The organism is Aeromonas sp. 602200, from assembly GCF_049173895.1.
GTDB lineage: Bacteria > Pseudomonadota > Gammaproteobacteria > Enterobacterales > Aeromonadaceae > Aeromonas > Aeromonas veronii_A.
Window position 1 is genome coordinate 82,051 of record NZ_JAAKSL010000014.1, and the last position, 19,981, is coordinate 102,031.

The 19,981-nt window shown below is 59.5% G+C and carries 16 protein-coding genes; 11 read left to right on the top strand and 5 right to left on the bottom strand.

All coding sequences use genetic code 11. From position 1 onward, the window contains the following. Window positions 1-44 precede the first annotated feature (44 nt). The 8 genes from G5221_RS16030 (at window position 45) to accA (ending at window position 9,189) form a co-directional block, all read left to right on the top strand. Window positions 45-557 (top strand): OmpH family outer membrane protein, encoded by a 513-nt coding sequence (locus G5221_RS16030; protein WP_005338563.1) that lies wholly within the window; start codon window positions 45-47, stop codon window positions 555-557. Between the two features lie 3 nt (window positions 558-560). Next, on the top strand, window positions 561-1,580 hold the full coding sequence (lpxD, locus tag G5221_RS16035) for a UDP-3-O-(3-hydroxymyristoyl)glucosamine N-acyltransferase (RefSeq protein ID WP_005338561.1): 1,020 nt from the start codon (window positions 561-563) through the stop codon (window positions 1,578-1,580). A gap of 24 nt (window positions 1,581-1,604) precedes the next feature. Next, window positions 1,605-2,066, top strand: a complete 462-nt coding sequence (gene fabZ, locus G5221_RS16040) for a 3-hydroxyacyl-ACP dehydratase FabZ (RefSeq protein ID WP_005338559.1) — start codon at window positions 1,605-1,607, stop codon at window positions 2,064-2,066. A 5-nt stretch (window positions 2,067-2,071) separates the two neighbouring features. Further along, on the top strand, window positions 2,072-2,863 hold the full coding sequence (gene lpxA, locus G5221_RS16045; RefSeq protein ID WP_005338557.1) for an acyl-ACP--UDP-N-acetylglucosamine O-acyltransferase: 792 nt from the start codon (window positions 2,072-2,074) through the stop codon (window positions 2,861-2,863). Next, window positions 2,856-3,995, top strand: coding sequence for a lipid-A-disaccharide synthase (gene lpxB / locus G5221_RS16050; protein WP_227341174.1), 1,140 nt, complete (start codon window positions 2,856-2,858; stop codon window positions 3,993-3,995). Before lpxA ends, lpxB begins: the two co-directional genes overlap by 8 nt. A 119-nt stretch (window positions 3,996-4,114) precedes the next feature. Further along, the gene (gene rnhB / locus G5221_RS16055; RefSeq protein WP_227341172.1) at window positions 4,115-4,705 is read left to right on the top strand and encodes a ribonuclease HII; all 591 of its coding nucleotides are present in this window, start codon (window positions 4,115-4,117) and stop codon (window positions 4,703-4,705) included. A gap of 38 nt (window positions 4,706-4,743) precedes the next feature. Then, a complete protein-coding gene (gene dnaE / locus G5221_RS16060; protein ID WP_421263559.1) occupies window positions 4,744-8,223 on the top strand; it encodes a DNA polymerase III subunit alpha in 3,480 nt (1,159 codons plus the stop codon). Between the two features lie 15 nt (window positions 8,224-8,238). Beyond that, window positions 8,239-9,189 (top strand): acetyl-CoA carboxylase carboxyl transferase subunit alpha, encoded by a 951-nt coding sequence (accA, locus tag G5221_RS16065; RefSeq protein ID WP_005338549.1) that lies wholly within the window; start codon window positions 8,239-8,241, stop codon window positions 9,187-9,189. A gap of 314 nt (window positions 9,190-9,503) precedes the next feature. Here accA and G5221_RS16070 read toward each other — a convergent pair whose 3' ends face one another. Then, window positions 9,504-9,686 carry a DUF3545 family protein gene (locus G5221_RS16070; RefSeq protein WP_005338547.1) on the bottom strand — a complete coding sequence of 61 codons (183 nt, stop codon included), beginning with the start codon at window positions 9,684-9,686 and terminating at the stop codon, window positions 9,504-9,506. A gap of 160 nt (window positions 9,687-9,846) precedes the next feature. After that, complete coding sequence (tal, locus tag G5221_RS16075) at window positions 9,847-10,797, bottom strand: transaldolase (RefSeq protein ID WP_005343804.1); 951 nt, start codon at window positions 10,795-10,797, stop codon at window positions 9,847-9,849. 701 nt (window positions 10,798-11,498) lie between these two features. Between tal and G5221_RS16080 the strand changes: the two genes are divergently transcribed. Further along, window positions 11,499-12,929, top strand: coding sequence for an alanine/glycine:cation symporter family protein (locus G5221_RS16080; protein WP_201937296.1), 1,431 nt, complete (start codon window positions 11,499-11,501; stop codon window positions 12,927-12,929). Window positions 12,930-12,991: 62 nt separating this feature from the next. Here the strand turns inward: G5221_RS16080 and G5221_RS16085 are convergent, their stop codons facing one another. From G5221_RS16085 to G5221_RS16095, 3 genes are read right to left on the bottom strand one after another with little or no spacing between them, the layout of a single operon-like run. Continuing rightward, on the bottom strand, window positions 12,992-15,007 hold the full coding sequence (locus G5221_RS16085; RefSeq protein ID WP_421263560.1) for a transglutaminaseTgpA domain-containing protein: 2,016 nt from the start codon (window positions 15,005-15,007) through the stop codon (window positions 12,992-12,994). Then, window positions 14,994-15,989 (bottom strand): DUF58 domain-containing protein, encoded by a 996-nt coding sequence (locus G5221_RS16090; protein WP_227341164.1) that lies wholly within the window; start codon window positions 15,987-15,989, stop codon window positions 14,994-14,996. The genes G5221_RS16085 and G5221_RS16090 overlap by 14 nt, the downstream gene beginning before the upstream one ends. Next, window positions 15,989-16,918 (bottom strand): AAA family ATPase, encoded by a 930-nt coding sequence (locus tag G5221_RS16095; RefSeq protein WP_408082963.1) that lies wholly within the window; start codon window positions 16,916-16,918, stop codon window positions 15,989-15,991. Before G5221_RS16095 ends, G5221_RS16090 begins: the two co-directional genes overlap by 1 nt. 355 nt (window positions 16,919-17,273) lie before the next feature. Between G5221_RS16095 and G5221_RS16100 the strand changes: the two genes are divergently transcribed. Beyond that, window positions 17,274-18,446, top strand: coding sequence for an MFS transporter (locus tag G5221_RS16100; protein WP_227341162.1), 1,173 nt, complete (start codon window positions 17,274-17,276; stop codon window positions 18,444-18,446). 18 nt (window positions 18,447-18,464) lie between these two features. Beyond that, window positions 18,465-19,427, top strand: coding sequence for an HTH-type transcriptional regulator YidZ (gene yidZ, locus G5221_RS16105; RefSeq protein ID WP_201937385.1), 963 nt, complete (start codon window positions 18,465-18,467; stop codon window positions 19,425-19,427). The last annotated feature ends 554 nt before the right edge of the window (window positions 19,428-19,981 follow it).

Here is a 19,981-nt window from a genome sequence, read left to right on the forward strand (position 1 = left end):
GGGTAAATCAGGTAGCCCTCGCCATGAGGGAACAAGGAGTAAGTGTGAATAAAGCGTTGAAAGTAGCTGGTTTGAGCTTTGCACTGATGGCTGCCGGCATGGGTTCTGCCTTCGCTGAGACCAAGATCGCCGTGGTCGACATGGGCGAAGTCTTCCAAAAGCTGCCCCAGCGTGAAGCCGTTGCAGCCAAGCTGAAAGGTGAATTCGAGCCGCGCATGCGTGAGCTGCAGAAGCTGGAACAGGAAGGCCAGAAGCTGGTCGAGAAGTTCCGCAAGGATGAAGCCTTTATGAGCGCCGAGCAGAAGAAGCAGAACCAGGAGAAGCTGGCCAAGCTGCAGATGGAGTTCAACCAGAAGCGTCAAGCCTTTGAGCAGGACAACGGCCGCCGTCAGTCCGAAGAGCGCAACAAGATCCTGACCAAGGTGCAGGCTGCCATCGATTCCATCGCCAAGAGCAATGGTTACGATCTGGTGCTGGAGCGCAATGCCGCCCCGTATGCCGCCAGCAAGCTGGACATCTCCGGCCAGGTTATTTCTCAGGTAAGCAAGAGCAACTAATTGATGGCATTCACTCTCGCACAGCTGGCCCAGCAACTGGGGGCCCAGGTCCATGGCGACGGAACCCTGGAAATCCGCAAGGTAGCGACACTGGAAAAGGCCGGGGAGGGGGATATCACCTTCCTGTCCAACAAAAAGTACCGGCACTATCTGGAGCAGAGCAAGGCGACCGCCGTGCTCATTACCGAAGCGGATCTGCCATTTTGTCCCACCAATGCCCTGGTGCTCAAAGACCCCTATGTGGGCTTTGCCCGGGTAGCTCAACTGCTGGACACCACCCCGCAGCCGGCCACGGATATTCATCCGAGCGCCGTTATCGCGGCTGACGTGCAACTGGGCGAGAGAGTGGCCATCGGCGCCAATGCAGTGATCGAATCCGGCGTCGTGCTGGGTGACGATGTACGCATTGGCCCGGGCTGTTTTGTTGGCAAAAATACCCGGCTGGGAGCCCGCTCCCGGCTGTGGGCCAACGTCACCCTCTATCACAATGTGACCATGGGTACCGACTGTCTGGTTCAATCCGGCACAGTGATCGGGGCCGATGGTTTCGGTTACGCCAACGAGCGTGGCGAGTGGATCAAGATCCCCCAGCTCGGCGGAGTGACCATTGGCAACCGGGTCGAGATCGGTGCCTGTACCACCATTGACCGCGGTGCGCTGGAAGATACCCGCATCGCTGACAACGTCATCATCGACAACCAGTGCCAGATCGCCCACAACGTGGAGATCGGTTACGGCACCGCCGTGGCGGGCTCTACCGTGATGGCTGGTAGTCTCAAGGTCGGCAAATACTGTATCATTGGCGGCGCTTCCGTCTTTAACGGGCATATGGAGATCTGCGACCAGGCCACCGTCACCGGTATGGCCATGGTGATGCGACCCATTACCGAGCCTGGTGTCTACTCTTCCGGCATCCCTCTGCAAACCAATAAAGAGTGGCGCAAGACCGCCGCCCGGGTGATGCGTATCGAAGAGATGCACAAGCGGTTAAGCAAGCTTGAGAAGAAGCTGGATCAAGAATAATCACGATTGGTATAGGGTACTGTTTTGACTACTGAAAAGAAGAGCCTGGGTATCCAGGAAATCATGGATCTGCTGCCCCACCGTTATCCGTTTCTGATGGTGGATCGTGTAGACGACTACGAGATCAGCGATGAGCGCAAAACCCTGCGTGCCATCAAGAACGTCTCGTTCAACGAGCCGATCTTCCAGGGGCACTTCCCGGCCAAGCCGGTGTTCCCTGGCGTACTGATCCTGGAAGCGATGGCACAGGCCACCGGTATCCTGGCCTTTACCATGGTGGGCAAGCCGTCTCCCAACGAACTTTACTATTTTGCCTCAATCGACAACGCTCGCTTCAAGCGTCCGGTCGGCCCCGGTGACCAACTGGTGCTCGACGTGGAGTTCCTGAAAGAGCGTCGCGGTATTGCCAAGTTCACCGGTGTCGCTACCGTCGACGGTGAAGTGGTCTGTACCGCCGAGCTGATGTGCGCCAAACGCGAGGTTTAACACACGTGATCGACCAGACTGCCATCATTCACGATACTGCCATCGTCCATGAGTCTGCCGTGATCGGTAAAGGGGTTGAAATCGGCCCCTTTTCTGTCATCGGCGCCGAGGTGGAAATCGGTGACAACACCTGGGTAGGTTCCCATGTGGTGATCAAGGGCCCGACCAAGATTGGTCGCGGCAACAAGATCTTCCAGCACACCTCCATCGGTGAGGATTGCCAGGACAAGAAGTACGCCGGTGAGCGCACCTTCCTTGAGATTGGCGACAACAACGTCATTCGCGAGAACTGCACCTTCCACCGTGGCACCATTCAGGATCAGAGCCTGACCAAGGTGGGCAGCGGCAACCTGTTCATGGTCAACGTTCATGTTGCCCACGACTGCATCATCGGTGACAACTGCATCTTCGCCAACAACGCGACCCTGGCGGGCCACGTGGTGATCGGTGACTTCGTGATCTTTGGGGGTCTCTCCGCCATTCATCAGTTTGGCCGCGTCGGTTCCCACGCCTTCGTCGGTGGCTGCGCCGCCCTGAACAAGGATGTGCCGCCCTACGTGATGGCCGCCGGCAACTACGCCAAGCCGTTCGGGGTCAACTCCGAAGGTCTGCGTCGCCGCGGTTTCAGCGCCGAGGCCATCTCTGCCGTCAAGCGTGCCTACAAAGAGATCTTCCGTTCCGGCAAGACCATCGAAGAGGTGCTGCCGGTGCTGATCGAGATGGCGCAAGCCGAACCGGCCGTCCAGCTCTATGTGGACTTCCTCAAAGATAACGAGCGCGGGATCATCCGTGCCTGATCCGGTTCGTATCGGTATCGTCGCCGGAGAGGTCTCCGGCGACATTCTGGCTGCCGGTCTGGTGCGCGAGCTGCAAGCCCGCTACCCGGATGCGCAGTTCGAAGGGATCGCCGGGCCGCGCATGCAGGCCCTCGGCGTCAAGGCCCTGTTCGAGATGGAAGAGCTCTCCGTCATGGGGATCACCGAGGTGCTTGGCCGTCTGCCGCGTATTCTCAAGGTCCGTCGCGAACTGCTGCGCCACTTTATTGCCAATCCGCCCGATATCTTCATCGGCGTGGATGCACCGGATTTCAATATCGGAGTGGAGCTGAAACTGCGCCGCGCCGGTATCAAGACGGTTCACTATGTCAGCCCCTCTGTGTGGGCATGGCGCCAGAACCGCATTCACAAGATCAAGGCCGCTACCGACATGGTGCTCGCCTTCCTGCCGTTCGAGAAAGCCTTCTACGACCGCTTCGACGCCCCTTGCCGTTTTGTCGGTCACACCATGGCGGACGATATTCCGTTGGTGCCGGATCAGGCTGCCGTGCGTCGCAATCTCGGTATCGATGCCAATCGCCGCTGGCTGGCGGTGCTGCCGGGCAGCCGCACCGCAGAAGTGGGCTTTATGTCCCCCCTGTTTCTCGAGGCGTGCAAACACCTGACGGTGCGCTATCCGGATCTCGGCTTCATTGTGCCGCTGGTCAACCAGAAACGGCGCGAGCAGTTTATGACCATCAAGGCCGAGGTAGCGCCGGGTCTCGACATGGTGCTGCTGGAAGGGCAGGGCCGCGAGGCGATGATCGCCGCCGACGTGGTGATGCTGGCCTCCGGTACCGCGGCGCTCGAAGCCATGCTGGTGAAAAAGCCGATGGTGGTGGGTTACAAGCTCAAGTCCTTCAGCTATTGGCTGGCCCAGCGACTGGTAAAGACCGAATTTGTCTCTCTGCCCAACCTGCTCGCCGGTCGCATGCTGGTGCCGGAACTGATCCAGCACGAGTGCACCCCGGAGAATCTGGTGGAAGAGGTGAGCAAGTACTTCGAGCACGACAACAGTGCGCTGGTCAACACCTTCACCGAGCTGCACCAGCTGATCCGCTGCAATGCCGACTCGCAGGCTGCCGATGCGGTGGCGGATCTGCTCGGCAGATAACGCTATTTCGGACCGTCGATTGCGCCGAGCAGCCCGTTAATCCGTTTTCCGAGCGGTGATGCCGCGCCAGTCGACCCCTGTCAGGCCCCACGGGGCCTGTTTTGATTCAAGGCTACAAGATGATGATCGATATTCCTGACGACAAGCTGGTTGCCGGTGTGGACGAAGTGGGTCGTGGCCCCCTGGTGGGCGACGTGGTCACCGCTGCGGTCATTCTCGATCCCGCCAATCCGATTGTCGGACTGGCTGACTCCAAGAAGCTCTCCGAGAAGAAACGGCTGGCGCTATTTGACGAGATCAAAGAGAAAGCGCTCGCCTGGGCTATCGGTCGCGCCACTCCGGAAGAGATAGACGAGCTCAACATCCTGCATGCCACCATGCTGGCGATGCAGCGCGCCGTAGCAGGGCTGAAGGTGACACCCGAGCTGGTCTTTATCGATGGCAACCGCTGCCCGGCATTGCCGATGGAATCGCGCGCCGTGGTCAAGGGTGATAGCCTGGTGGCCGCCATCAGTGCCGCTTCGATCCTTGCCAAGGTAACCCGCGATGCGGAGATGACCGAGCTGGACAGCCGTCATCCCGAGTATGGTTTTGCCCGCCACAAGGGGTATCCGACTGCTGAGCACCTCGCCATTCTGGCAGAGCGCGGCCCGCTGCCCGAATATCGCAAGAGCTTCAAACCGGTGCGCCGCGCACTGGGGATCGAGTAGACCATGCCATTTAGTTTGAGCAGCGAGAGGAGATGACGATGGCTGAACCCCGTTTTATCCACCTGCGAGTCCACTCCGACTTCTCCATGGTCGATGGCCTGCAGAAGATCAACCCCATCGTCGGGGCGGCTGCGGCCAACAACATGCCGGCGCTGGCGCTGACCGATCAGATGAACATGTGTGGCCTGGTGCGCTTCTATGGCGCGGCCCACGGCAAGGGGATCAAGCCCATTGTCGGTGCCGACTTTTGGGTGCAGAGCGATGAGCTCGGCGACGAGCAGTTCCGTCTCACCCTGCTGGCCATGGATAACGACGGCTACCAGAACATCACCTTGCTTATTTCCCGCGGTTACCAGCGCGGCCATGTGCAGGGGCGGCCGGTTATCGACAAGAGCTGGCTCGCCGAGCATGCCAAGGGGGTGATCGTCCTCTCCGGCGGCCGCGAGGGGGATGTGGGCAAGTTCCTGCTCAAGGGCAACCGGCAGATGACCGAGCAGTGTGTCGCCTTCTATCAGACCCACTTCCCCGATGCCTACTATCTCGAACTGCTGCGCACCGGTCGACCCGACGAAGAGGTCTATCTGCACATGGCGGTGGCCATCGCTACCGAGTTCGAGCTGCCAGTGGTCGCCACCAACGAGGTGGTGTTCCTTAACGCCGATGACTTCGATGCACACGAGATCCGGGTTGCCATCCACGATGGCTATACCCTGATGGACAAACGCCGTCCCCGTCGCTACAGCCCCCAGCAGTACCTGCGCAGTCAGGAGGAGATGGCGGAGCTGTTTGCCGATATCCCCGAAGCGCTGGAAAACACAGTGGAGATCGCCAAGCGCTGCAACGTGACGGTGCGTCTTGGCGAGTACTTCCTGCCCAACTTCCCGACCGGCGACATGACCACCGAAGATTTTCTGGTGGCCAAATCGAAAGAGGGTCTGGAGGAGCGTCTCGAGTTCCTGTTCCCGGATCCGGCGGTGCGGGCCGAGCGTCGTCCCGAGTATGACGAGCGTCTCGATGTTGAGCTGAAAGTGATCAACCAGATGGGCTTCCCGGGTTACTTCCTCATCGTGATGGAGTTTATCCAGTGGTCCAAGGACAACGGCATCCCCGTTGGCCCGGGCCGGGGCTCGGGTGCGGGCTCTCTGGTGGCCTACGCCCTCAAGATCACTGACCTCGACCCGCTGGAATTTGACCTGCTGTTCGAACGTTTCCTGAACCCCGAGCGGGTATCCATGCCCGACTTCGACGTCGACTTCTGCATGGACAGGCGCGATGAAGTGATCGAGCACGTTTCAGATATGTATGGTCGGGAGGCGGTCTCCCAGATCATCACCTTCGGCAGCATGGCGGCCAAGGCGGTGGTGCGGGATGTGGGCCGGGTGCTGGGCCACGCCTACGGCTTTGTGGATCGTATCTCCAAGCTGATCCCGCCGGATCCGGGCATGACGCTTGCCAAGGCATTCGAGGCTGAGCCCAAGCTGCCCGAGCTCTACGAACAGGATGAGGAGGTCAAAGACCTCATCGACATGGCTCGCCGCCTGGAAGGGGTGGTGCGCAACGCCGGTAAACACGCCGGTGGCGTGGTGATCGCACCCACCAAGATCACCGACTTTGCGCCGCTCTACTGCGATGACGAAGGCCATCACCCGGTCACCCAGTTCGACAAGAACGACGTGGAGTACGCCGGGCTGGTGAAGTTCGACTTCCTGGGTCTGCGGACCCTCACCATCATCGACTGGGCGCTCGGCATGATAAACCCGCGTCTTGCCAAAGAGGGCAAGCCGCCGGTCGACATCGCCGCCATCCCCATCGATGACAAGAAGTCGTTTGACCTGCTGCAGCGTTACGAGACCACGGCAGTATTCCAGCTGGAATCCCGCGGCATGAAGGATCTCATCAAGCGGCTGCGCCCCGACTGCTTCGAAGACATGATCGCACTGGTGGCCCTGTTCCGACCGGGCCCGCTCCAGTCAGGCATGGTGGATAACTTCATCGACCGCAAGCACGGTAATGAAGCGATCTCCTATCCGGACGAGAAGTGGCAGCACGAGAGCCTGAAACCGATTCTGGAACCGACCTACGGCATCATCCTCTATCAGGAGCAGGTGATGCAGATCGCCCAGACTCTGGCGGGTTATACGCTGGGTGGCGCGGATATGCTTCGCCGGGCTATGGGTAAGAAAAAGCCCGAGGAGATGGCCAAGCAGCGGGCCGGTTTCGAGGAGGGCGCGGTCAAGAACGGCGTCGACGGCGAGCTGGCGATGAAGATCTTCGATCTGGTGGAGAAGTTTGCGGGCTACGGCTTCAACAAATCCCACTCCGCCGCTTATGCGCTGGTCTCCTACCAGACCCTCTGGCTCAAGACCCACTTCCCGGCCGAGTTCATGGCGGCGGTCATGACCGCCGATATGGACAATACCGACAAGATAGTGACCCTGGTGGATGAGTGCCAGCGGATGGGGCTGACCGTGATCCCGCCGGATGTGAACACTGGCCGCTATCGCTTCAGCGTCAACGAAGATGGTCACATCGTCTACGGCATCGGCGCGGTGAAGGGGGTGGGGGAAGGCCCCATAGACGCGATTCTGGACGCTCGTGATCGGGATGGCCCATTCCGCGATCTGTTCGACTTCTGCAACCGGGTCGACATCAAGAAGCTTAACAAGCGGGTGATGGAGAAGCTGATCCTCTCCGGCGCCATGGATCGGCTCGGTCCCCACCGAGCAGCCCTGATGGCGACGCTGGAGGAGGCGATGCGGGCCGCCGAGCAGCACGCCAAGGCGCAGGCGGTGGGGCAGGTCGACATGTTTGGCGTGCTGACCGAGGAGATCGACGACGTCAAGAAGGCATTCGCCAATGTGCCGCACTGGCCCGACAAGGTGTGGCTGGAAGGGGAGCGCGAGACTCTCGGGCTCTACCTCACCGGTCACCCCATCAACCAGTACAGCAGCGAATTGCGTCGTTATACCTCGGGTCGGCTGTGCGATCTGCACCCTACCTCCCGCGATACCGTAACCACGGCGGCGGGGCTGGTGATCGCTGCCCGCAGCATGGTGACCAAGCGTGGCAACAAGATGGGGATCTTCACCCTGGACGACCGTTCCGGTCGCCTCGATGTGACCCTGTTCAGTGAAGCGCTGGAAAAATATGAAGAGTTGATGCAAAAAGACCGCATTTTGGTGGTTTCTGGACAGGTCAGCTTTGATGACTTCTCCGGTGGCCTTAAAATGTCGGCCCGGGAATTACTGGATATCAATGATGCGAGGGAGCGTTTTGCCAGAGCAATCCGCATCTCCCTCGATGAACAGCGTATCGATGATCGCTTTTTTCCGCGTTTGTGCGAGATTTTGGAGCCCGCCCGTGCCGGAGTCTGTCCGGTTCAGGTAAACTATCGTCGCCCCGGTTCCCGGGTGCGATTGACGCTCGGTACCGAGTGGCGGGTGACGCCCACCGATCAACTGTTAGATGACTTGCGCGTCCTGCTTGGACGAGAGCGGGTCGAGTTGGTTTTTGATTAGAGGTTCTAAGGCCCTATGAGTCTTTTTCTGGATTTTGAACAGCCGATTGCCGAGTTGCAGGCGCAGATTGATGAACTCAAACATGTGAGTGAAGGCAATCACGCCGTGGATCTGAAAGACGAGATCCGCCGGCTGGAGAAGAAAAACGAAGAGCTGACCAAGAAGATCTTCGGTGATCTGGGTGCCTGGCAGGTATCCCAGATGGCGCGTCATCCCCAGCGCCCCTACACCTTTGACTATATCGAGCATATCTTCACCGATTTCGACGAGTTGGCTGGCGATCGCGCCTATGCCGATGACAAGGCTATCGTCGGCGGCATCGCCCGTCTCGACGGTGAGCCGGTGATGGTGATTGGTCACCAGAAGGGTCGCGAGACCAAAGAGAAGATCAAGCGTAACTTCGGCATGCCGCGTCCGGAAGGATACCGCAAGGCCCTGCGTCTGATGGAGATGGCCGAGCGCTTCAAGATGCCGATCATCACCTTTATCGATACCCCGGGCGCTTACCCCGGCGTCGGTGCCGAAGAGCGTGGTCAGTCCGAGGCGATTGCCCGCAACCTGAAAGTGATGGCCGGTCTGACCGTGCCGGTGGTCTGCACCGTGATCGGTGAGGGCGGTTCAGGTGGTGCACTGGCAATCGGCGTGGGCGACCGCGTCAACATGCTGCAGTACTCCACCTACTCCGTCATCTCGCCGGAAGGGTGTGCCTCCATCCTGTGGAAGAGTGCCGACAAGGCCTCTGTGGCTGCCGAAGCGATGGGTATCACAGCCCAGCGTCTGAAGGAGCTCAAGCTGATCGACCATGTGATCGACGAGCCCCTCGGCGGTGCCCACCGCGATGTGGAGAAGATGGCCAAAAACCTCAAGGCTCGCATCAAGCAGGATCTGGACGCCCTGCGTCCGCTCGATACCGAGCAACTGCTGGAGCAACGCTACCAGCGTCTGCTGGGCTACGGTTACTGCTAAGCGCAGCTGTCACCCCCGAGTATTCAGGCCCCCGTCATTGACGGGGGCTTTTTATTGCGGTTGATCTGTCATTCAGGTGAGTGCCCCAACGTGCCCTGAAACGGCGCTGCTCACTCTTCGCGGGTGAGGGGCAGGGTTGGTATGCCATGCCGTTGGTGAGGGCTGTCAGGGACTGTGGCAACCCGTTGTCTGTCGCCTGCCCGCTGCATCCTGTGGCATCGCTGGCGATGGCACGACAAGCCGCTTGATCATCTGATTGCGGCATAAAAAAGCGCCCCGACTATGCGGAGCGCTTTTACAGGTGTCTGGCGGTATTACAGTTCAATCTCGTCTGTAAGACCTTCATAGGCGATATCGATGGATTGCAGCTCCTTCTGCAGGCGATGTTTGTCTTTCAACGCCTCGATTTCACGCCATTTACGTTTTTTTCCCGTTGTCCCGCGGCTACGCGAACCGAGTTCAACCACCTCGTCATAATCGAAGTTGAACATTTCCATGGCTCCCTCCTTGGTTTTTATCGTTTTCACCACCCGTATAACATAACGAATCTGAAATTAAAACGTTTTCGTGACGACTCTATGACAGCGCTAAAAAAGCCCATGAAAAAAAACCGGGCCCCTTGGTAGGGGCCCGGTTTTTATCAGAAAAAAGAACCGATTACAGGCGGCTTGCCAACATGGTTTCCAGCTTGCCCTGGTCGATGGCAAACATGCGGATGCCTTCGCCCAGCTTCTCGTGAGCCATGGCATCCTGGTTCAGTTCCCAGCGGAATTCGGCTTCGGTCATCGGGGTCGGTTTGGCCTTGCGCTCACCGGTGTAGTCCAGTTTGCGTACCACGGCGCCTTCGCTCTTGCTCAGCTCTTCCAGCAGGGCCGGGCCAATGGTCAGGCGGTCGCAACCGGCCAGTTCCAGGATCTCGCCGGTGTTGCGGAAGCTGGCGCCCATCACGACGGTCGGGTAGTCGTGCTGCTTGTAGTAGTTGTAGATGGAGGTAACGGAGACCACGCCCGGATCTTCGCTGGCGGTGTAATCACGGCCATTTTTGGCCTTGTACCAGTCGAGGATGCGACCCACGAACGGGGAGATCAGGAAGGCACCGGCTTCGGCACAGGCACGGGCCTGGGCGAAGGAGAACAGCAGGGTCAGGTTGCACTGGATACCCTCTTTCTCCAGAACCTCGGCGGCACGGATCCCTTCCCAGGTGGAGGCCAGCTTGATCAGAATGCGGTCGTTGCTGATGCCCGCTTCGTTGTAAAGACGGATCAGCTTGCGGGCCTTGGCGATGCTGGCTTCGGTATCGAAGGAGAGACGGGCATCCACTTCGGTAGAGATGCGCCCCGGAACGATCTTCAGCACTTCCAGACCGATGTTGACGGCCAGCTTGTCGCCCGCGTCTATGATTTGCTGTGCCTTGTCCTGGCTCTGGGCTTTGGCCCACTTGATGGCGTCTTCGATCAGCGGAGCGTACTCGGGGATCTCGGAGGCCTTCAGAACCAGAGAGGGGTTGGTGGTGGCATCGATGGGCTGATAGCGTTTGATGGCTTCGATATCACCGGTGTCGGCAACAACAGTGGTCAGGGCTTTCAGCTGGGTTAATTTATCGGCCATAGCGAATATCATCTCTTAATGAGGGAGTAATCCCTGGGTTGCGGGCTTGAGACGGTGGTTCTGAAATAAAATTACAGGATCTTGGTGCCTCATGCTCAGAAAAGCGCGATGGGGGCGGCCCATCGTCATTGCCTGCCTAATTAATACTGATGTGCTGCATCCTGCAATAGGGGCGCTTGGTTGTTAAACATTCAGGCTGCTGAGTTATCCCATTTTATGGCTTGAAACTATATGATTAGTAAGGTTTTTTACATTTCATTCCGACCTCGCTCCGGTTTGCTTTCAGCTGAACTTTTTTAGCCAATATCCATATTTGTGTCGTCGATCACATAAATTATCTCGCTACGTACTTGAAATTTAATTACAGAGAAAACGTTTGGCGAAATGTCTCCGTTTGAAAGCCATTTCATGCAAGCGTTTGCGTTTTCGCATAGCTCATCAGGGATATATCAAAATGGTTCTCTTATGGGGCTTAATGATGGCCTGTCTGATTGAATTATTGAGTTTGTTGAAAGTTTGCGATTTAAATGGAGCTTTATGGGCTTTTACCGTTCGTTTTTTGTGTCTCGCGTGACCGGGATCACTATTCCGGGCTCTCCCGCTGTGCTAGATTCCGCCCCTTTAGCGAAACGCTAATTAAACGACAGACAGAAAACGGTCAGCGCAGACTGACCATGGATGTGAATAACAACGAGAGAATTATGGACACCTTGATTGCGATGCTAAACGACCTGATGTGGGGAGCCGTGCTCATCTACCTGCTCATTGGGGTCGGTATCTTTTTCACCTTCCGCCTGGGTTTTATCCAGATCCGTCACTTTGGCCACATGTTTTCCGTGCTGAAAAACAGCCGTAAATCGGACAATGCAGGCATCTCCTCCTTCCAGGCCCTCTGTACCAGCCTTGCCGCCCGTGTCGGCACCGGCAACTTGGCCGGTGTGGCTGTCGCCATCTATCTGGGTGGCCCCGGCGCCATCTTCTGGATGTGGCTGATTGCCTTTATCGGCATGGCGACCGCCTTCGTCGAAAGCACCCTGGCCCAGCTCTACAAGGTCAAGGATGAGGATGGCAACTACCGTGGTGGCCCGGCCTACTACATGGAGAAAGGCCTTGGCATGCGCTGGATGGGGGTGGTGTTTTCGCTCTGCCTGATCCTGGCATTTGGTCTGGTGTTCAACGCGGTGCAGGCCAACTCCATCAGTCTGGCGATGAAGGTGGCGTTTGGTATTCCTGACTGGGTCAGCGGTCTGGCGCTGGTGGTGCTCTCCGGCCTGATTATCTTCGGCGGCATTCGTGGTATCGCCCGTTTTGCCGAGCTGGTGGTGCCCTTTATGGCGCTGGCCTACATCCTGCTGGCGCTGGTGATCGTGGCGATGAACATCACCGAGTTGCCCCATGTCTTCATGCTGATCATCAAGTCCGCCTTCGGGATTGAGCAGGCTGGCTCGGGTGCGCTCGGTTATGCCATCTCCCAGGCGATGATCAACGGTATCAAGCGTGGTCTCTTCTCCAACGAAGCGGGCATGGGCTCTGCGCCCAACGCTGCAGCGACTGCCACTCCCTATCCGCCGCACCCGGCCTCCCAGGGTTATGTGCAGATGCTGGGGGTCTTTATGGATACCATCGTCATCTGCAGCTGTACCGCCGCCATCATCCTGATGTCAGGTCAGTTTGAGCCGGGCTCCGGCGTGACCGGTGTCGAGCTGACCCAGCGGGCGCTCTCTTCCCAGATTGGCAGCGGTGGCAACATCTTTATCGCGGCGGCCATCTTCTTCTTCGCCTTCACCTCTATCGTGGCGAACTACTCCTATGCCGAAACGAATCTGGTGTTCCTCGAGCACAACCACAAGGGCGGCCTGATGCTGTTCCGGATGTTTGTGCTGGGCATGGTGATGTTCGGCTCTGTGGGCGAGTTGCCGACCGTCTGGGCAATGGCTGATGTCTCCATGGGGTTGATGGCCATCGTCAACCTGGTGGCGATCCTGCTGCTCTCCGGCGTCGCCATCAAGCTGGCCAAGGATTACAACGACCAGCTCAGGCTGGGCAAGGTGCCCACCTTTGATGCCAACAAGTACCCCGAGATCCGCTCCCAGCTGGAAGAGGGGATCTGGGACAATCCGACCAAAAAATAACAAGCGGTGAGTCAAACCTCTTGATTAAAACCTGAAGGGGGAGCCGGTGGCTCCCCCTTCTTTTATGAGCCGCTCTTCGGCGGCTGATCCCAGCGCTGGGCGAGCTGTCTGATACGCCGTTGCAACTGGCGCCAGCAGCGCCCTTGTTGCCGGTCGTTGAGGAGGGCATAACGCCAGCGGCGATAGAGCCACGCACTCTTTAGCAGGGGATGGGCAAGGTCGGGGCGCAGCCGCGCCAGCCGCTCGCACCATGCTCCCATGCTCTCGGCAGGCTCTGGGGAATAGCCGCTGCGTTTGCCCCGTTTGAGCAGGGGTTGCCAGATGCGCCGCTCTGGCGGCAGACGGGCGGGCAACAGCAGGGGCAAGCTCACCAGCAGGGCGACCAGCATCAGGCTGGCGAGGATCAACCAGGGAGTGTATCCCGCCAGTGCAGGCCAGCGCAGACCGATTTGCTGCCAGAGCTGGCCCGCATCGTAACCAATCACCCAGCGACTCCACTGGTAGTCGATATTGTTGCCCCACCAGCGCAGCTGATTGAGCAGGGCCCAGTTGCGATAACGCTGCAGAGCGAGAGGGTCGGCGGCGGTAAACTCGTCGCTCAGCGCCTCCCTCACGCCGCCTTCAATGCGCTCCGGTGCCACTGCCGCAGTGGGGTCGATTCGCCGCCATGTTCCTCCTTCATCGAGATACTCCACCCAGGCGTGAGCATCGAACTGGTGTACCGCCAGATAGTTGCCTCTGGGATTCCACTCACCGCCGAGATAACCGGTGACCAGCCGTGCCGGAATACCGGCGGCGCGCAGCACGAAAGCGGTCGCCATGGCGTAGTGGCCGCAAAAGCCGCGCCGAGTATCGAACAGGAACTCATCCACCCCGTCACCGCCAAGTCGTGGCGGTGTCAGGGTGTAGTAATAGGATTGGCTGCGAAACTGCGCTAGCAGGGCGGCGACCAGCTCTGCGCGATCCGGATAGCGCACAGCCAGCACTTGGCCATGGACGCGCGCTCTCGGGTTGCCTCCGGCTGGCAGTTGCAGGTTGCGCTGAGCGGCTTGGCTATCATTCTCTGGCTGCGCTTCGCCGCGGCCAATGCGATAGCGGATTGCCACCTCGCCGCTCCCCTGCCGATAGAGGGTGTGAATGGGGGTGAGCAGCACTGGTCCAGTCAGAATAGTCGGTTCACTTTGGGCAAAGGCCCAGCGGTGGCGCTGGGGCTCGGCGATCACCTCGTAGCTCCCGGCGGGTAATGGACTATCTGCCAGCTGATTGCTTGCCCGTGAAGATGATGCCAGAAGGGTCAGCCCGGTCTGCACCGGCACTGTCTGCTGCCATGCTTTGACCTCGGGGCTCAGCAACCAGCGCTGACCATCGAAAACTTCTTGGCGCATCACCGGAAAATAGCGCTCGCGGACAGGGGGCGGGCCATCGGCAAAGCTGACCCGAAACGCCAGTTCCGAGGAGTTGACCAGTTCGCTGATATCGCCGGGGGCCAGCTCTTCGGAGAGCCCCGACAGGGCGCGGCTGGTGGTGGGCATCTGCCACAGGGGCGGGAGCCTGGGCAACAGCAGAAACAGAGTGATGAGCAGGGGAAGCGCCAGCAGCAGGGCTCCGCCCGCGCTGCGCCACGGCCGTTTCTGCTCGGGGGCGATGGCGGCCACCAGTGCTGTCACCGCCAGCCAGAGCGCTACTGTCATTCCGGCCGTCCAGCCGATGCTCTGTCGCTGCACCAGCGCCAGCGCGATGAGGAAGAAGGCGAGCAGAAGCACCTGCTCGATATCCCGCTCGCGCCGTACCTCGATCATCTTGAGGCTATAGCCGAGCCAGAGCAGATTGATCAGGGCGGGCAGGGTGCCCAAGCCACGCCACTGTAGTCCCAGCAACAGCACAGTGGTGATGGCCAGCAGCGCCAACCCGCGGGCAGGCAGGGGCGGCCAGCCGCGCCACAGCATCATGGCCCGGACGCCGAGGGTAGCGGCGCTTACCGCCACCACCCAGAGCTGCAACTGGGGCCAGAGCGCCGCGACCAGCAGCAGCTGTTGCAGGGCGATGAGCGGCAGCAGGCGGTGGTTATCGAGCAGCATCGGGCTTGCTCTTCAGTGGTTTGGCATCGAATCGGGCCAGTGCCAGCAGGCAGCGCTGCACAAAGGCGGCGCCGCTATCGGGCCCCAGCATCTGGTTTGCCAGCGTCAGTGTGAAGGGGATCCTTCGCTTGCCGTAATCGACGCACCACCAGGCCAGCACCGACAGCCGCTGCTCCAGATCCCCACCCGTGACCCGCTGCAAGGTGAGGTGAGTGTCATCCTGCTGCGGTTCATGGAACTGCTTGGTCAGCAGGCCGCGCCCTTGGGCAAGTTGCTTCCAGGCGACCCGGCTCAGTGGTTCACCGGCCTGATGTGTCCGCAGGGTATCAAAGTCACCGAGAGTGGCTGGAGCAGGTTGGCCCTGATAACCCTCGCTTTGGGTCGCATGCTCCCCTCTTAACGCTCCGAACGCCGGTTTGGGGGAGAGCCAGCCTTCCAGTTGCAAGTCCAGCAGGGACCAGCAGCGAAACAGGCCGAGAGGGTAGCGGCTCTCGACCCGCAATCGGCCAAGGGGCAGTGGCCCACGGCGCGAGCCCGATACTGGCAGGATAACTGTGCTGGGCACAGCGTCGGCCTGTGCCAGCCAGAGGGTGCCTTCGTTGAGGCTAAAGTGAAGTGCCTGTACCGGGCGCGGGCTCTGCACCAAGATACGGATAGGTAGCTGGCTACCCGCTTCCCCCAGTACCAGCTGGCCACCCAGCAGTTCCAGCCCCAGCAGGTTGCGGTGGGTAAGCCACATGGCGGCCATAAACAGGCTGCCGAGGCAGTAGGCCAGCAGCAGTACCAGATTGTTCTGGTAGTTGGTGCCGAGCAGATAGATGACGAGCAGCACCAGCAGATAGAGCAGCCCCATGCGGGTAGGGAGAATAAAGAGGCTGCGGGTACCCAGCGTGATCTGGCGCGCCGGGGGTATACGGCGATCGAGCCAGCGCCGCTGCCACTTTTCTCTCTTTTGCCGCCAGCGGGTGAGCAAGGCGCTCATCAGGGATTGTCCGGATCGACCCGGGCCAGCAGCCGCTGGCTCAGGGGACAGGCTTCGCCGTGCTGTACGCCAAAGCTGCCCCGCAGCCGATGCTCGGCCACATAGGGGAAGACCGCCTGCACATCCTCTACCGTGACAAAGCGCCGCCCGGCTACCATCGCCCAGGCCCGGCTCACCGCCAGCAAGGTCTGGGCTGCCCGAGGGGAGAGGGGCTGTGGCAGATCCCCATCAAAGCGGCTCTGGTGCACCAGCGCCAGCAGGTAGTCGAGGGTGGCATCGGAAACATGGATGGCATCCCCTTCGCTTTGCAAGGTGGCGAGTCCGGCAGCATCCAGCATGGCGGGCAAAGGGCCCGTCGGCTGGTGGCCGCGCAGTAGCTGGCGCTCCGCCTCTCGCGGCGGAAAACCCAAAGAGAGTCGCACGGCGAAGCGGTCGAGTTGGGATTCCGGCAGTGGATAGGTGCCCGCCTGATCCGCCGGATTCTGGGTGGCGATGACGAAAAACGGATCGGGGAGTGGGTGCGTGTGGCCCTCGATGCTCACCTTGCCTTCGGCCATCGCCTCCAGCAGGGCGCTCTGTACTTTGGGGCTGGCGCGGTTGATCTCGTCCGCCAGCAACACCTGGGTGAAGATGGGGCCGGGGTGAAAGCGAAATGTTTGTTGCTGGGGGTCAAAAATCTGAAGCCCCAGCAGGTCGGCGGGGAGCAGATCGGCGGTAAACTGCATCCGCCTGCATGCCAGCCCCAGCACCTGCGCCAGGGCGTGGGCCAGGGTGGTTTTGCCCATGCCGGGCAGATCTTCGATCAGCAGATGACCGCGCGCCAGCAGGGTCACCAGCGCGATTTTCAGCTGTAGCGGCTTGCCCAGAATGACTTGCTCCAGTGCCGCCAGCAGCCCGGCAATCTGCTCTTCTCTCTTCATTCCCTTCATACACATTCCCTGTATTGCGTCGCACCTACAGCTTATACGCCCGCAAGGGCCAAGGCGGATAACAGACGGGCGGTAAAGTGCAGCGCAGGGATGGCAATGAGCGGGAGGTGACCCGGTTTATTGCTGAGTCTGCTTGATTCAATATGGCCGCTTAGGCACGCAACTTAATAGAATATTTCCTGATTGGAATGTACCGATCGCCATCTCTTCACTAGGTGAGGGCGGTGGGCACCCATATAGTTGCCCCATTGCGACGCGCTGTGTTGCTACCTTTGTCACCACCTTGGCCCCGCCACTGTTCGCCTGTCGCTGTGATCTGGCAGGCATCGGCACGCCAATCTGCTATGGAGCATCCATGCTTGTTTTCCTGTTGTGCACTTTTCTGATGATCATTCTCTATCCGGTCGGGATCGATCTCTATCTGGTCGCCGTGCCCCAGATTGCCGATACCCTGCAGGCGAGCGAGGCGCAGATCCACACCGCCTTCTCCATCTATCTGTTTGGTATGGCGGCCACCGTGCTGCTGGGTGGGATGATTGCCGATCGCTTCGGGCGGCGCTGGGTGGTGCTCGGGGGCGCCCTGATTTTTGTCCTTGCCTCGCTGGTGGCGGGTAATGCAGAGGGGATAAGTCAGTTCTATTTCGGCCGTTTCTGGCAAGGAGTCGGGGCGGGGGCGCTCTATATCATGACCTTTACCGTGCTGCGGGACGTGCTGAGTCAGGAGCGGCTGGCGATGGCGCTCTCGATGATCAACGGGATCATCTGCGTGATCCCGGTGCTGGCGCCGGTGCTCGGTTACCTCATCCTGTCACATTTTGATTGGCGCGGGATCTTCGTGGCGATGGCGATGGTGGCGGCCGTCAGTGGTCTGGTGAACTTGCTTCTGCTCAAGGAGACCCGCCCGGCTCGGCAACCGGGGAGTAGCGCGGCGCTGCCCTTTGCCCTGCTGCGCTCGCCGCGCTTTATGCTGCTCTCCCTGCTGACCAGTGCCAGCGTGACCGCCATTCTGGTCTATGTCAGCGTCTCGCCGCTGATCCTGATGAAGGAGTTTGGCTTCACTACCGAGCAGTACTCCATCGTGATGATGGTGATGGCTGGCGTGAGTATGTCCACCTCCTTCCTGACGCCCCTGCTGTTGCGCTGGCTGGGCAAACAGAAGGTGCTGGCGGTGTCTCATCTCTCCTATCTGCTGGCGGCCTGCTCACTGATCGGCAGCTGGCAGACGGGGGGCGATATCCATCTGCTGCTGCCGGGGTTTGCGCTGGTCTGTGTCGGCTTCTCCTGTGGCTTCGGGGTGGCAATGGGAGAGGCGCTCGATGGTTGCCAGCATAACGTGGCCTTTGCCAGTGCCGTGCTCTGCATCATGCAGATCAGCCTCTCCGGCCTCTACATCTGGCTGCTGGGCCAACTTGGCTTTGCCCCGACCGAGATGCTGATCTGCGCCCTGCTGCTGGCACTGCTCAGTTACATGGCTGTCAGGGGGCTGTTACCATTGCTCGCGCTTCGTGAAGCGCGGTCGCAGGGCTGATGGAAGATGAGAGGGGATATGCGCAATCTGGGTGAACTCGATTTGAACCTGCTGGTGGTGTTCAAGTACCTGATGCAGGAGCGCAGTGTGGCAGGGGCGGCGAAAAAGCTCTGTGTCACTCCGTCGGCGGTGAGCAAGTCTCTGGCCAAATTGCGGGAGTGGTTTGACGATCCCCTGTTTGTGCGGGTACGGCTGGGGTTGCAGCCCACCAACCTCTCTCTGACCCTGGAGGAGGAGCTGAAGGTCTGGTTCCAGCTCACCGACAGCATCACCTCGCTCAATAGCGAGGCGATCCCCGACGGTGCCCGCTTCACCCTGGTGATGGAGTCCCCCTTCTACATCAGCTTCCTGAGCGATCTGCCCATGACCATCTACCAGAAGTACCCCAACTCGGTAGTCAGGATGCTGGGGTGGGATCACCACTCCCTCAACGACATCGTCAACGGCGATGCGGATCTCGGCTTCTGCGCCCGCGAAACCCATGGCCGCTCCCAAGCCAAGGTCAACCGCTTGCCCTACTACATCGATCACGAGGTGCTGTTCACCGATCGCCCGGTGGTTTTTCTGCGCAAGGATCACCCCTTGCTCCAGCAGAAGTGGTCGCTGGAGAATTTTTTGGCCTGCCCCCAGATCAGCATGGTGTGGGAGGCGAACGATACCTGGGCCCTCGACAGTCTGCTGGAGGACGAGGGGCTGAAGCGGGAGGTGCCCATCATGGTCTCCAGCTTCGAGCAGGCGCTGCATATTGCCTCCCAGTCGAGCCACGAACTGATTGCGGTGGCTCCTTCCTACTGCGGTGGTTATGCCAGTCGGCATCACGGCAATCTGATCGCCATGCCGCTGCCGCTACCGGAGAAGCTCTACGCCCAGCTGGAGATCGCCTTCATCCTGCTGTGGCACAAACGGCACAATCAGGATGCCAAGGTGATGTGGCTGCGCAACGAGATCCGGCGGCTCTACAACGACGAATCGCCACGCTAATGTGGCCGAGACGGTGCCCATTGATCAGCCGGAGCCATCTGCTCCGGCTTTTGTTGTCGTATCGCCCGGATGAGTGGGCTTTTGCACGACTTAAGTGCCGAGATCGGGTTCAAAATGTGTGCCATTCAACTCTCTTTATGCACATATTGGCCTTGGTTGCACGTCTCGAGGGAAGCTCTTTTCACGAAAAAAATTCATGTTGTTTCATTAGAAAACTTCACTTATGGTCACTTTTAAAGTGTGATCGACCATTAAGTTCCTGTATTTGCAGTGATATAGCATGACTCCCCTTGGAATGGCGGGGTTAGATAGCGCCTGCGTAGGTGACTGCCAGTAGAGCGCGGCGTGAGCCAGCCCCACAGGTCGTCTGTGGCCGTGTCATGCCCCGGCTATCTGGCTACCAGCCATGAGTGATGGAGCAGAGGGGAATAAGCATCAAGGTTGATAAACCGGCTTGAGTGAAGGGATGCAGCAAAGGTAGAACCCGGAGCCGGTAACTGTACTGGGAGACGCCACTCACCATCCCCCGATAACCCGTAATTGAAACCGGCTAG

Coding starts and splice junctions, on each gene's coding strand:
- G5221_RS16070 (WP_005338547.1), bottom strand. CDS start 9,686: ATGGAAATGTTCAACTTCGATTATGACGAGGTGGTTGAACTCGGTTCG.
- G5221_RS16085 (WP_421263560.1), bottom strand. CDS start 15,007: ATGCTGCTCGATAACCACCGCCTGCTGCCGCTCATCGCCCTGCAACAG.
- G5221_RS16090 (WP_227341164.1), bottom strand. CDS start 15,989: ATGAGCGCCTTGCTCACCCGCTGGCGGCAAAAGAGAGAAAAGTGGCAG.
- yidZ (WP_201937385.1), top strand. CDS start 18,465: ATGCGCAATCTGGGTGAACTCGATTTGAACCTGCTGGTGGTGTTCAAG.
- dnaE (WP_421263559.1), top strand. CDS start 4,744: ATGGCTGAACCCCGTTTTATCCACCTGCGAGTCCACTCCGACTTCTCC.
- G5221_RS16080 (WP_201937296.1), top strand. CDS start 11,499: ATGGACACCTTGATTGCGATGCTAAACGACCTGATGTGGGGAGCCGTG.
- tal (WP_005343804.1), bottom strand. CDS start 10,797: ATGGCCGATAAATTAACCCAGCTGAAAGCCCTGACCACTGTTGTTGCC.
- G5221_RS16100 (WP_227341162.1), top strand. CDS start 17,274: ATGCTTGTTTTCCTGTTGTGCACTTTTCTGATGATCATTCTCTATCCG.
- G5221_RS16095 (WP_408082963.1), bottom strand. CDS start 16,918: ATGAAGGGAATGAAGAGAGAAGAGCAGATTGCCGGGCTGCTGGCGGCA.
- rnhB (WP_227341172.1), top strand. CDS start 4,115: ATGATGATCGATATTCCTGACGACAAGCTGGTTGCCGGTGTGGACGAA.
- lpxD (WP_005338561.1), top strand. CDS start 561: ATGGCATTCACTCTCGCACAGCTGGCCCAGCAACTGGGGGCCCAGGTC.
- accA (WP_005338549.1), top strand. CDS start 8,239: ATGAGTCTTTTTCTGGATTTTGAACAGCCGATTGCCGAGTTGCAGGCG.